Below are 14,087 nucleotides of genomic sequence, written 5' to 3' on the forward strand. Positions count from 1 at the left end.
AATAAAATCTTAATGCCTGTTTTGAGGACTGATGCTAGTTGCCCAAATGAGACTAGGTGCCTAGTCCTCAATAGAGGGGAGCTAGGCACCTAGGTTAAAAAGTAGATAATAAACTACTTGGTCCAACCAATTAGTTCCTTCGGGACCTTTGCGAATCCCATGGAACCGGTATTGGCTAGTCCCTTCTTGGTAGCTACAGAAACCGGGCCGGTGTACATCGGTAGCCAACCAGCTTGCTCAAGAACAGCCTTTTCGGCTTCGTTGCTGAGCTTCAGGGCTTCCTCTTCGCTGGTTGCCTCTCCTGCCTTCTTTAGCTTCTCATCAAGCTCAGGCGTACCTAAACCAGTCTTTGATAGGCGTGACTTGGAGTTGTAGAACTGGTAAAGGTCAGCCATACCAAAGGGGTTGGTTGGGGGGAATCCCTGGAAGAAGAGGTCGAAGCTGCCATCCCGGATAACCTGCATGTAGTCAGAATAGGGGTGGGTGTCGATTTCGACCTTAAAGCCAGTTGCCTTGCCCATGGCTTGGAAAGTTCCGTAGATTGCCGAAGTGGTCGGCTTAGTTCCGAACTGAGGAATGTGGACCTCGAGGAGCTTTCCATCCTTCTTACGGTAGTCTCCGTCCTTGACCCAGCCAGCCTCATCTAGGAGCTTGTTAGCAAGAGCCGGATCGTACTTACCCAGCTCACCCAAGTTGTCGGAGTAGCCTTCCTGGTAGGGGCGTAGCAAAGCTGAAGTCAGCGGATCCTCGGTGTAGTTGATGCCGTTGTAGGCAACCTTGAGGACGGTGGGACGATCAATGCTGTGGAAGAAGGCTTCGCGAACCTTCTTGTCATTCATAATTTCGGAACGAGCGTTGGCCATCATAATGGTGAAGCTGGTGCCTGCGGCCGTGTAGACGTCCACATTTTCCATCTTCTTTACTTCGGTCAAGGTTTCCTTGGTGCCCGCATTAGTGACATCAATCTGTCCGTTCTTGAAAGCGTTAATCTCGGCTTTGTCAGCTAGTTCGCGCATGGTGATGCGATCTAGCTTGCCGGGCTTGCCCCACCACTTTTCGTTCTTCACGAAGGTGACGGTGCCGGCTTTGCGGTCAATGGATTCAAGCTTGTATGGGCCCGAACCCCACTCAGGATGGGCATTGTCCAAGTAGCCATTGTTGAAAGTCTCAGGATCAGCCATCTTGGGGTGCAAGATGTATTCGAAGTTCTTCTTCCACCAGGGGTAGGGAATCTTGTAGGTGACGACTACTTCTTTGTCATCGGCGCCAGGCTTGACTGACTCGATGTCGCGATATCCGTCGGTGTCCTGCGGCTGGAAGCGATCATCAGTGCCATTACAGGTCTTCCAGACGGTTTCGAAGGCGTGCCAGTCGATGGGGGTGCCGTCGTTGAAGGTGGCTTTAGGGTTGATCTTCCAAGTAACAACGGTTTTGCCGTCCTTGGTTTCGTCTTTAACACTCTCGATAAGTTCAGGATTGGCGTACCATTTCGCGTCTGCGGTGAATAGTGATACCGGTAGGTTGTACCAAGAGAAAATATCTAGAGTTACGGTGTTCGCATCAGCATGTAGCGGCTGCATCTGCGCGTTAATAGGGCCTTGTGGAAGGTGAAGTTCTCCGCCGTCTTTAAGATCTTCGTACTTTACTTCTTTGTAATCTGCACCCTTGAGATCTGACGAGGTGACCTTGGGGCCTTCCTCTTTGCTGCTGCTTGATCCGCATCCTGCCAAAAGTAAGGAGCTTGCGGCCAAAATCGCGATAGAGGCGCTGGTTATACGCTTCATGTTTCCTCCGTCATTGGAATGAAATGTAGCCTTGAAAAGAGTAGCTACTTAACTCTTGTTTACAAAACTAACTATTACTTGCAGCTTTATCAAGCGCTATTTTTCCGGTTTACAAAACTGTAACAAATTGCATTAGATGAGTGTGCATTTTGCGCAAAAAAAAGAAGAGAGAATCTTAAGCTGCTCTTTACGATAAGTTTTATTTAAGTCTACTGAAAATTGATGATTTGTGAATTTAATTATGATTCCCCCTAGTAACTAATATCGTTACTAGGGGGAATTGTTCGGCTTTTCGCTAGATTTTCTCTAGTTCAAAACTTTAGTTGAAGGGTTACTTCTTCCAACCGATTAGTTCCTTGGGGACCTGCACAAAACCCATCGCGCCCATGTTTGCTAGGCCCTTGCGGGTAGCAACCACTGAAGGGCCGCTAAACAGAGGAAGAATGCCGGCAAGCTCTAGGGCTTTCTTCTCAGCCTGATTGCCAAACTTGATCGAAGTAGCCTCATCATCTGAACGGATTGACTTCTGGCAAAGGTCATCGATCTCTTGAGAGAATAGGCCAGTCTTATTCAAAACTGACTTGGAGCCGTAGACCTGGCAAGTGTCGGCAATGCCGAAGGGGTTAGAGGATCCGAAGCCGGTGATTAGCGCATCAAAGTTCCGGTTCTTTAGGATTTGAGGGTATTCGGACGGCTTATGCTCGTCGAAGACGACCTTGATACCAACCTCTTTGGCCATGGCTTGAATTGCACCAAATTGAGCCTTGCGGTTCTGAGAAGAGGGGAACTGAGGGATGTGTACCTCAAGGTCCTTACCGTCTTTCTGGAAGTAGTTATCCTTCTTGGTCCAGCCGGCTTCCTTAAGTAGCTTTTCGCTCTTCTTCGGATCGTAATCGCCAACTTTGCCTACGTTGTCTTCATAGCCCTTGACAAAGGGGAAAAGCAGCATGGAACCAAGGGGTGGTTCGGTGTAGTTCAAGCCCTTGAAAGCAATCTCAACAATCTTAGGTCGGTTGATCGAGTGGAAGAATGCTTCGCGGACGCGCTTATCCGTGAATACATCGGACTTTCCGTTCAGCTCGAGCATACCCTGGTAGATGCGGACGCCCGTGTACTGGGAGATATTATCCATGTCTTTGATCTTGGCTAGGCGCTCCTGGGTACCAACGCCAATAGCGTCCAGCTGGTTGTTGAGGAAGGCGTTTACTTCAGCTTCAGGCTCGAGGGCGCGGAAGGTGACCTTGTCTAGCTTGGCTGGCTTACCCCACCATTTTTCGTTTTTCACGAGTACTAGGGTGCCGGCTTTGAAGTCGATGCTTTCGACCTTGTATGGACCTGCGCCCCATTCTGGACGAGCGTTCTCAAGGTAGGCTTCGTTGAAGGTCTTGGGATCTTTGGTGGCAGCGGGGTGAATTAGAAATTCGAAGTTCTTCTTCCACCATGGGTATTGGAACTTGTAGGTGACAATAACCTGTTTGTCGTTCTTGCCGCGTTCAACGGATTCCATATCCTTGTAGCCGTCAGTGTCAGCCACTGCGTATTCATCATTGGTTTCGTTGAAGGCCTTAAACATTCCTTGGAAGGCTCGGTAGTCGACAGGGGTACCATCGTTGAAAGTAGCCTTAGGATTGATGTCCCAAGTTACGACGGTCTTTCCATCTACAACTTCGCTCTTGACGCTGGAGATAAAGTTCGGGTTTGCGTACCAGTTTGAATCTTTGTCGAATAGCGCGATTTGTGGATTAGTCCAAGGCCAGAGATCGGAAGTGCCGGTATCCATGTCGGCGTGGCCGACATTTAGCTGGGGGTTAATTGCCCCACCAATGGAAAGGTGTAGTTCTCCGCCTTCTTTGAGCTCATCATAGCTGGCCTCTAGATAGTCAGAAGACTTCATGTCGGTTACGGTGGCCTTCTTATCGGCCGAGCCGATGCCCGACTTTACTTCTGCCTTGGAGCAGCCGGTTAGAAGTAGCGTTAAGGCTGCGATTGATGCGATAGTCGCTTTGGAGAAGGATCTCATTGATTCACCTTTGTTCCTGTTTCTTAATTGTTTCTATTCAAATTTAGCTGACAATGTTCACGATGTGAACATTTTTTGGGGGGTCCTCACAAAAAAGCGACGAATAGCTCAGTGTGAGTGTGGCGCAGGAGTCAAAATGTTTGGGGATAATTTGGAAATCCTCAATTTTTTACGGTTCCAAACCAGAAGTGAGCTGGTTTGGCACCGTAAGTCGGTATTTGGAAGTAAGCTACTTAGTCCAGCCGATCAGCTCTTTCGGGAAGCTAACGAAGCCAGTTGCGCCATAGTTCGCTAAACCAGACTTGGTGGCGACTGAGTGGGGGCCGTTGAATAGTGGCAAGAAGCCGGCTAGTTTAAAGCTCTCTTTTTCTGCCTCATTGCCGTACTTGATTGCTTCCTCCTCGGTGTTAGCGCGCACGGATTGCTTAGCAAACTTGTCAACGTCAGCATTTGAAAGGTCGGACTTGTTGTAAGTCGAGGTAGTGGCGTAGAGCTGCTCAATATCTGCAATGCCGAAAGGGTTGGACTTGCGGATTGCTGAATATAGTACGTCGTATTGACGACCCTTAATGACTGCAGAGAAGTCCTTTGGCTTGTGGGTGTCGATGACGAGTTTAATTCCAGCCTTCTTGGTCATGCTCTGGAGAGCACCAAATACTGCGGTAGCGCTAGCATTTGAGCTGAACTGTGGAATGTGGACTTCGAGATCTTTGCCGTCTTTTTGGAAGTAGTCGCCTTCTCGCTTCCAGCCACTAGCCTCTAAGTACTCAGCGCTCTTTTGAAGGTCGTACTTGCCTAATTCGCCTAGGTTATCTTGATATCCCTTTTGGTAGGGGAATAGGACTGAGGAGCCTACGGGAGCTTCGGTGTAGTTGAGTCCATTGAAGACAATTTCTAGCAGCTTGGGGCGATCAATTGCCGTAATAAAAGCCTTGCGTACGTTAATGTCACTGAATACTTCAGACTTTCCGTTTAAGGCAAGCTGTGTGACCCGATCCTGAACGGCGGTGTATTTATTAATATTGTCGACCGTGTCAACCTTCGCTAGACGTTCTTTGTCTGAGATATTTACGGCATCAAGTTGGTCGTTTAGGAACGCGTTGATTTCTGCGTCTTTTTCGAGCGCGCGGAGCGTGACTTTTCCAAGCTTGCCAGGTTTGCCCCACCATTTTTCATTCTTCGTGAAGGTAATATTTCCAGCTTCGAAATCTACGTTTTCGACCTTGTATGGGCCTGCGCCCCATTCTGGGTGAGGGTTCTTAAGGTATGCCTCGTTGAAGGTCTGTGCGTCTTTGGTGGCAGTGGGGTGAATTAGGAATTCGAAGTTCTTCTGCCAAGAAGGATACTGGAATTTGTAGGTGACGATGACCTGCTTATCGTTCTTGCCGCGTTCTACGGACTCCATATCCTTATAACCGTCCGGATCAGAAGGAGCAAAGGCGTTATCGCTTAGATTGGAGACCTTGAAAGTGCCTTGGAAGGCCCGGTAGTCGATGGGGGTGCCGTCGTTGAAGGTAGCTTTCGGGTTAATGTTCCAGGTGACCACCGTTTTGCCATCTTTGACTTCGGCGGAAACGCTCTCAATATAGTCCGGGTTTGCGTACCAGTTAGCGGATTCGTCAAAAAGGGCGATCTGGGGGTTGTACCAATACCAAATGGTGGAAGTGGAGGCATTGGCGTCGGTGTGACCGACATTCATCTGAGGGTTAATTTCGTTAATCGAAAGGCGAAGCTCACCACCGCTTTTTAGGTCTTCATATTTTGCCGCCTGGTAATCAGCAGCCTTGATAGTGGTGTTGCTAGCGGGAGGCTGAGGGGCGGCAGTGTCGGATTTGGAAGTGGTAGTCGAGCAGCCGCTCAGAATTAAGGCAGCGGCAGTAAGTGAAATGATAGGGAGAGATTTTTTGCTCATTGTGTTTACTCCATGTTTAGAGATGTGATGGAATGTGGGATGTGGCTTAATGTTAAGCCTGAAATGAGCAAATAGTCAAAAAATATTAGTCAAAATGATGAAAGTGTGAAATCTGTATCTTTTTAATGGGGAATTATTTTGGGGGTAGTGAACAAAAGTTCACTACCCCCAAAATTAGGTCAACTCTTAGCTTTCGAGATGATTCCTCTCAGCATGATCATAGAAGTGGCATGACACTTCGTGATCAGTGCCAGTGGAGCGAAGCTCGGGACGCTCGCTAGCGCAGCGTTGCTGCTCTTTTTCACCCAATAGCTTGTAGAGGGGGCAGCGAGAGCGGAAGGAACATCCTGAGATGTCCTCGGCAGGTCCCGGCAAGTCGCCCTCTAGGGTGATGCGTTCGCGGGTCTTCTCGATTTCCGGATCCGGGATCGGAATCGCGGAAAGTAGTGCCTTAGTGTAGGGATGCTGGGGGTTATCGAAGAGTTCGTTAACCTCGCCAACCTCTACGAAACGACCTAAGTACATGACCGCCACTCGGTGGGAGATATGACGAACCACGGAAAGGTCGTGAGCAACGAAAACGTAGGACAGGCCGAGTTCTGCGCGTAGGTTATCGAGCAGGTTAATCATGCCTGCCTGAATGGATACGTCTAGTGCTGAAACGGGCTCATCCAAGACAACTACCGCTGGATTGGACGCTAGGGCACGTGCGAAGCCAATACGCTGACGCTGACCACCAGAGAAAGCGCCGGGGAATCGGTCGACATGCGATGGATCTAGACCCACCGTGTTCATTAGTTCTTCAACACGATCCTCAATATCGCCATCGTACTTGAAGGCGCGAAGAGGTTCAGCAATAATGTCGAAGACCGTCATACGGGGGTCAAGAGCGCCCATCGGATCCTGGAATACCATCTGAATATTCTCACGAGCAGCGCGACGCTCACGACGGGACATCTCAACGACGTTTTGACCCGCAAGAGTGATCTTGCCTTCGGTGAGTTCGACGCCCATGTCCATGATCTGGAGTAGGGTAGTGGTCTTACCACAACCGGATTCACCTACGATTGATAGGGTCTCACCTTGGCGGAGTTCAAAGTCAATCCCGTTTACTGCTCGAACCGTACCGATTCGACGCTTAAGTAGGGCGCCCTTTAGCAGTGGGAAGTGCTTTTGAAGATTTTCAACCTTTAGCACCACCTCGCGCTGCTCGCGCGGGATGTGTCCTAGGGATTCTTCAGCCTTCTTGGGGGTGGGGTACATATCCACACCATCGAGCTGCTTGCGGAAGATGTGTCCCTTACGAATACAAGCTGCACGGTGTCCTTCTGAACGTTCTCCGTGTCCGGTATCAATCGGAAGTAGCTCCGGTTCTTCGACTAGACATTCTTCGGTGGCAATCGGACAACGCGGGGCGAAGGGGCAACCCGGAGGAAGGTTAATAACCGTCGGCGGGTTACCTTCGATCGGGATTAGCGGTTCTTCGCCAGGTTGATCAGCACGCGGAATAGCTGAGAGTAGACCGATGGTGTAGGGCATACGAGGAGAATCGAAGAGCTCGTATACGTTTGCCTGTTCGACCGGCTTGCCGGCGTACATAACCAAGACGTCATCCGCCACGTTGGCCACAACACCCATGTCGTGGGTAATCATAATTACCGCGGCATTGGTTTCACGCTGTGCGGTCTTGAGGACATCCAAGATCTGTGCCTGGATGGTCACGTCAAGTGCCGTCGTTGGTTCGTCAGCGATAATTACCTCAGGGTTGTGTGCTACCGCCATTGCGATGACCACACGCTGACGCATACCGCCGGAGAACTCGTGCGGGAAGTTCTTTACGCGACGATCCGGGTTCGGGATACCGACAAGGTCTAGTAGCTCAACAGCTTTTCGGTAGGCTGCGGCGGTGGAGATATCTTCGTGGCACTGGATGGCCTCGACGATTTGGTCACCTACGGAAAACACCGGAGTAAGCGAAGACAAGGGATCCTGGAAAATCATGCCGATCTTCTTACCGCGGATTGCTGACATCTCACGGTCACTCTTACCAAGTAGCTCTTCACCAGCTAGTTCGATCGAACCCTGGATCTTTGCGGTTTCGGGAAGCAAACCCATGATAGCCATCGAGGAGACGGACTTACCAGAGCCAGATTCGCCCACGATACCTAGGGAACGTCCCGGGAGAAGATCGAAGCTAACGCCACGTACGGCGTCAACACGTCCAGCCTCAGAGGGGAAAGATACAGTTAGATTTTTAACTGAGAGGATTGGGGTCTCTGAGTTACTCATGCTTTACCTCCAGCTTGGGAGTTCGGGTCTAGGGCGTCACGTAGACCATCAGCGACGAATGCTGCCGCTAGGGTGATCATGGTGAGGATGCCGGCAGGGAAATAGAAGAGCCATGGTGATGACACTAGGGAGTCGCTACCGATAGATAGCAAGGAACCCAAGGAAACGTCGGGTGCCTTAAGGCCTAGGCCTAGGAAGGAGAAGGAGGTCTCGGCCATAACCGTGGACTGTACCCCCAAGGTCATCTGAATGACTAGAAGTGAGCCAATATTGGGAACCATGTGGCGCCATAGGATCTTGATGCCGGGGACACCCATATAACGTGCGGCAGTCACGAATTCACGCTCGCGAAGAGACATCGATAGTGACCAGATAACACGGGCGGAACCCATCCATCCGAAGATAATAAGTACTAGGATTAGCAGCTGCCAAGAGCCGCCCTTACCGGTGATGATTAGACCAATGATTAGGAAGGCCGGCATGATCAGCAGGAAGTTGATGACTGAAAGCATGGCCTTTTCAAGCCAACGACCACGAGGACCAAGAGCACCAGCGTACGCGGTGGCGGTACCGACGATAGCTGAGATCAGCGTCGTCGCAATAGCTACGGAGAAACCAATAGTCAGGGAGCGTCCCACTGCGTGTGCACATTGGGCGAATAGGTCATAACCGGCGATCTGAGTGCCGAACCAGTGTTCTGCGCTCGGCGGCTCACCTAGGGCCATGAAGTCGGGGTCTTCCCAGTTCCACTCGGTTACCCAAGGGCCGATGATGGCGAAAAGGATCAGCGCTAGGAGGATGAAGACACCCACCACTGCCACCTTGTTGCGCATGAAGCGGCGGAAGTACAGCTTCTTCATGCTGGTGCGCTTTGAGCGGCGTTCGTTCACGCCTGCGCCCGGATCTTCTAAGTTCCGCTCGGTTTGGAGTAGCGTGACCTCGTCACTCTCGACGATTTCTTTGTTAATTTCAGCCATTTCGATCAGCTCACTCTCACTCGTGGGTCAAGGGCAACGACTGCGATGTCCGCTAGGGTAGCGCCAATAGCTGTTAGCAAGGCACCGAAGGCGCTAGCGGCTACTAGGCCATGGATATTATTCGTGGTAATAGTGGCCACGGAATACTTACCCATGCCGTTCCAAGCGAAGATTGTTTCGGTCAGGATGGCACCACCGAAGATGCCGGGAATCGAGAAGGCGATCTGCGTAGCGACCGGAATGATTGAGGTACGCATGGCGTGCTTACGAATAGCTGCGTGGCGGGTCAGGCCCTTGGCGCGAGCAGTGCGGACGTAGTCGGCGTTGATGTTGTCCAGCAGTAGCGAACGCTGCAGCATGTGTGTACCAGCGAAGGAGACCATCACTAGTGCCAGGGTAGGCATTGCCACGTGCCTTAAAGCATCTAAAAACTTGTGCCACGTACCCTCAACGCCGATGTTTGCAGCACCGGTGACGTAGAAGACGGTGGTACCAGCCTTCTTGTTGATCCACAGGGCGAGGAATACGACCAGCATTGAGGCAACGATTACGTGCAGGTTCAAGGCCACAATGGATACGCCCTGCCAGAAGCGGTCAGCAAACTTGTACTGACGGGAGGCGGTGTAAATACCTAGTGAGATACCAAGAATCGTGGCGATGATCGTAGCGCCAATGACTAGCTCGGCGGACACCCAAATACGGTAGGCGATTTCGCCATTGACGGGTACGCCCATAGGATCCTTACCCCAATCCCACTGTGTGAAGATGCCGGAAATCCAGCGCCACCAGCGGACGAAAATAGATTCGGTGGGGTTTAGATTGAGCGGCTGGAGCTTGGCTAGGATGACTTCTTCCTTGGGCGGCGGCTTCATTTCCATGTAGCGGGCACGCGGATCCAAGAACATATTTGCCAAGAAATAAGTAATATTCGTGGCAATGAAAATCATCAGGGTCCAGGACGCTAACTTCCTGAGGACGTATTTGATCACGTCAACATCCCTTCTCTGCGTAGAAACATTTAAAGCTACTAGATACACCACTTGTATCTTGCTTCTGGTCTTAAAGAATAAATCAGAAAACCTTAAAATGCTTGTTCAGTTAGTGCCTGGATCACATTTTATGTGGTCTGAAATACATAAAAAGTGCTTGGCATTTGCCAAAAAAACTCTCTTTTTTCGGCGTTCAGTGTGAGGTGCGACTTATCGGTGACCTTGATTGATAGGTGCATTATCTAGGTGCGCTATTCTCTAAATGAACCAATAATATGCTCCTAAATACGCAAGGTGCATGTTTCCTATTTTGAAGTAAGGTTGAAGATATATGGCAGTACGCCCGGATATGCGAAATGTAGCGATTGTGGCCCACGTTGACCATGGTAAAACCACCCTGGTAGACGCCATGCTTTGGCAATCTGGAGTGTTCTCAGACCACGATACGGTCGAAAAAACCGGTGAACGCGTAATGGACTCTGGTGACCTAGAGCGCGAAAAGGGCATTACCATCCTCGCCAAAAATACCGCTGTCCACTACCGTGGCCCGGCCGCCTCAGCCTTAGGGCTGGAAGACGGCGTAGTAATTAACGTCATCGATACCCCCGGACACGCCGACTTCGGCGGCGAGGTCGAACGCGGTCTATCCATGGTTGACGGCGTGGTACTGCTGGTCGATGCCTCTGAAGGCCCGCTGCCGCAGACCCGTTTCGTTCTACGTAAGGCCCTAGCTGCGAACCTTCCCGTAGTTGTCGTCGTGAATAAGGTAGACCGTCCCGATTCGCGTATTAGCGAAGTTGTCTCTGAAACAACCGACCTGCTGCTTTCGCTAGCTCAGGACCTAGACGATGAAGGTGGCGAGGTCGACCTTGACGCACTCCTAGACGTCCCCGTAGTTTACGCGAGCGCCAAAGCCGGTAAGTCTTCCTTGAACCAGCCGGAAGACGGGGGACTGCCTGACTCTGACCTGCAGCCGCTATTCGAAACTATCCTTAACCGGATCCCCGGACCCTCATACGATCCGGAAGCACCACTACAGGCGCACGTCACCAACCTTGACGCCTCTCCCTTCCTAGGACGTCTAGCACTGCTGCGCATCCACAACGGTACCCTCAAGAAGGGACAGACCGTTCAGTGGGTCAAGCAAGACGGTTCCACCGCTAACGTGCGAATCTCCGAACTGCTAGTCACCGAGGGGCTAGACCGCGTTCCCGCTACTGAGGCTCACGCCGGTGAGATTGTCGCCGTTGCCGGTATCGAAGACATTACGATTGGTGAATCTCTGGTGGATCCGGAAGATCCGCGCCCGCTACCGCTCATTCAGGTAGACGACCCCGCAATCTCCATGACCATCGGTATCAACACCTCACCGATGGCCGGCCGCGTCAAGGGTGCTAAGGTGACTGCTCGACAGGTAAAGGACCGTCTTGATCGTGAACTGATCGGTAACGTCTCACTCAAGGTTCTGCCCACCTCACGACCCGACGCCTGGGAAGTGCAGGGACGTGGTGAACTAGCCCTAGCCATCTTGGTTGAACAGATGCGTCGCGAAGGCTTCGAACTTACCGTCGGTAAGCCGCAGGTAGTTACCAAGATGATTGACGGCAAGAAGTACGAGCCGATGGAACGCATGACCATCGACATCCCGGAAGAACACCTTGGTGCCGTCACCCAGCTCATGGCCGCCCGTAAGGGCCGGATGGAAACCATGGCGAACCACGGAACCGGCTGGATTCGACTTGAGTTCGTGGTTCCGGCACGTGGCCTCATCGGTTTCCGTACCGCATTCCTCACCGAAACTCGCGGAACCGGTATTGCCGCCTCGATCGCGGCTGGACACGAGCCCTGGCAGGGTGAAATTGTTCGTCGTCTGACTGGTTCGCTAGTTTCAGACCGTCCCGGACAGGCAACCCCCTACGCTATGACGCAGCTGCAAGAGCGCGGTTCCTTCATTATTCAGCCGGGTTCTGAGGTTTACGAAGGCCAAGTTGTGGGTGAAAACCCCCGCGGCGAAGATATGGACGTAAATATCTGCCGCGAAAAGAAGCAGACCAATATGCGTTCAGCAACTGCCGAACAGTTTGAAAACTTGACCCCGCCGCGTCGACTAACTCTAGAAGAATCCCTCGAGTTCGCAGCTGATGATGAATGCGTTGAGGTTACGCCGGAAGATATCCGTGTCCGTAAGGTCGTCCTTGAATCTCAAGAACGCTTCAAGATTGCTGCTCGACTTCGCCGCGAAAACAAGGCATAAATAGACCCGCCCGGAGAGGGGAGCTTCGGCATTCCTTCTCCGGGTTGTCTATACTGCTTTGAGAAAGTAGCCAAACGGGGCTAAATCCCCAAGGCAGATTAATGTGTCGGCAAAGCCCGTCCCGTTGGAGGTCCAATTTTGGAAACCGAACAGAGCAACGCATCTAAGAAACCGTCGACTCGACGCTGGTATGTGTTTACTGGTCTTGGGATTCTTCTCGTACTCTGTTTGTCCTATCTGCTATTAGCTTGGACAGCTTCAACTCGAGTGCCAGCTAAGGCACATGCACTAGGTGTTGAGATCGGGGGGATGGACGCCAAAACGGCCACCTCTACTCTGAATGAGGCGCTAGAAAAACGTAACTCTACGCCGCTTAATCTAAAAACTAAGCAGGGTAAAAGCACAGCAATAAGTGCCGACGAGCTGGATCTAAAAGTAGAAATTGAACCAGCGATTCAAAAACTAACCACCTTCAGTTTGAACCCTAAGCTTGTTTGGGCGCACTTCATGGGCATGGGAGACATCTCCCTTGAAGTTAAAGAGTCTCCTAAGGCCAAAGAAACCGTTCTTAAAAAAGTAGAAACTGAACTTGCGCAAGCTCCGCAAAACGCTCAGATCGTGATTCAGGATGGTCGCGCTCAGGTCAAAGCCGGCGTGAATGGAGAAAAGGTCGATGCCAACGAAGCTTGGAAAACGCTGCAAGAGGCATGGCTAAGTGGCCAAAAAGAGGCCACCGTGGGCACTCAAGCCGAAGCTCCAGCTATCTCTACTGAGGCCGCGCAAAAAATCTACCAAGAAACCGCCGAGAAACTATTCGCTGGTCCGATTACCCTCCAAGTGAAGGACCAGAGCGTCACCCTAGAGCCTAAAGAACTAGCCAAATTCACCAGTTTTGTGGAAGAGGAAAAAGACGGCGCTAAAACTCTAGTAGTTAAATATGACCAGTCAGCTCTTGATGAGCTGCTTAAAGAAAAGAATCCTAAACTGCTGCCGCAGCCTAAGGATGCATACTACGTTTTCAAGAGTCTAGATGCCCCAACACTCGTGGAATCTCAGACGGGCCAACAACTAGATGCGGAGGCCTTACCCGAAGAATTAATGCGAGCAGCCTCGGCTGAAGGTCGAAAGATTGAACTCAAAACCGCCGAAAAAGCCCCGGAGCTAGATACCGAAGCGCTTAAGAAACTAGGCATCAAGGAAATCGTTGCCGAGTTCTCTACTCCTTACCCTTCGGAGCCAGGTCGCGACCAAAACCTACGCGTTAGCATGGAGCGAATTACGGGCAAACTAGTAAAACCCGATGAGGTTTTCTCTCTCGAAGCTGCCCTAGGCCCGATCACTAAAGAAGCCGGCTTTACCGAAGCAGGCGTGATTTCTGATGGCATGCATATTGATGCTTTAGGCGGCGGTTTATCTCAAAGCTGCGTAACCACCCTAAATGCGGCTTTCTTTGCTGGCTTAGATATCTTGGAACACAAGCCTCACTCGCAATACCTGCGCCGCTACCCGATGGGACGTGAATGTACGCTTTGGAGTGGGGTACTAGACCTCAAGGTTAAGAACAATACTCCCCACGGTATCCTCTTCCAAGGGTTTTTAAAAGACGGTAAGATGACGGTCCGCGTCTGGTCCACCAAGTATTGGGATGTTAAAGAGAGCACTTCTGAAAAGACCGATATCGTGCCTCCTAAGACCGAATACCGGACTGAACGAAACTGCGAGCCCTCAGGCGCCGGCAACTCGGGCTTTACTGTCTCAGTTGATCGGGAAATCACCCACGATGGGAAAAAGGGAAAGCCCCTACATTGGACTTGGACCTACAAGCCAGCTAACCAAATTGTTTGTGGCCCTAAGCCCTAATG

The 14,087-nt window shown here is 51.2% G+C and carries 8 protein-coding genes; 2 read left to right on the forward strand and 6 right to left on the reverse strand.

The features are described from left to right. Nucleotides 1–113: 113 nt before the first annotated feature. The 6 genes from BSR28_RS07515 to BSR28_RS07540 all read right to left on the reverse strand — a co-directional run bounded on the left by BSR28_RS07515 (nucleotide 114) and on the right by BSR28_RS07540 (nucleotide 9,971). Nucleotides 114–1,784 carry an ABC transporter family substrate-binding protein gene (locus BSR28_RS07515; RefSeq protein WP_073713836.1) on the reverse strand — a complete coding sequence of 557 codons (1,671 nt, stop codon included), beginning with the start codon at nucleotides 1,782–1,784 and terminating at the stop codon, nucleotides 114–116. A 331-nt stretch (nucleotides 1,785–2,115) separates the two neighbouring features. Next, nucleotides 2,116–3,804, reverse strand: a complete 1,689-nt coding sequence (locus tag BSR28_RS07520; RefSeq protein ID WP_073709541.1) for an ABC transporter family substrate-binding protein — start codon at nucleotides 3,802–3,804, stop codon at nucleotides 2,116–2,118. Nucleotides 3,805–4,033: 229 nt separating this feature from the next. Then, a complete protein-coding gene (locus tag BSR28_RS07525; protein WP_073713837.1) occupies nucleotides 4,034–5,716 on the reverse strand; it encodes an ABC transporter family substrate-binding protein in 1,683 nt (560 codons plus the stop codon). Nucleotides 5,717–5,902: 186 nt separating this feature from the next. Further along, a complete protein-coding gene (locus BSR28_RS07530; protein ID WP_073713838.1) occupies nucleotides 5,903–8,005 on the reverse strand; it encodes a dipeptide ABC transporter ATP-binding protein in 2,103 nt (700 codons plus the stop codon). Continuing rightward, nucleotides 8,002–8,982, reverse strand: coding sequence for an ABC transporter permease (locus tag BSR28_RS07535; protein ID WP_073709538.1), 981 nt, complete (start codon nucleotides 8,980–8,982; stop codon nucleotides 8,002–8,004). Before BSR28_RS07535 ends, BSR28_RS07530 begins: the two co-directional genes overlap by 4 nt. A gap of 5 nt (nucleotides 8,983–8,987) precedes the next feature. Continuing rightward, entirely contained in the window at nucleotides 8,988–9,971 is a 984-nt protein-coding gene (locus BSR28_RS07540; RefSeq protein WP_073709537.1) for an ABC transporter permease, read from the reverse strand. 331 nt (nucleotides 9,972–10,302) lie between these two features. On the opposite strand from BSR28_RS07540, the gene typA reads away from it, so the two are divergent. Both typA and BSR28_RS07550 read left to right on the forward strand, forming a co-directional pair. Then, a complete protein-coding gene (typA, locus tag BSR28_RS07545; RefSeq protein ID WP_073709536.1) occupies nucleotides 10,303–12,225 on the forward strand; it encodes a translational GTPase TypA in 1,923 nt (640 codons plus the stop codon). Nucleotides 12,226–12,534: 309 nt separating this feature from the next. Then, nucleotides 12,535–14,085 (forward strand): VanW family protein, encoded by a 1,551-nt coding sequence (locus BSR28_RS07550; RefSeq protein ID WP_073713839.1) that lies wholly within the window; start codon nucleotides 12,535–12,537, stop codon nucleotides 14,083–14,085. The last annotated feature ends 2 nt before the right edge of the window (nucleotides 14,086–14,087 follow it).

The organism is Boudabousia liubingyangii, assembly GCF_001907245.1.
GTDB lineage: Bacteria > Actinomycetota > Actinomycetes > Actinomycetales > Actinomycetaceae > Boudabousia > Boudabousia liubingyangii.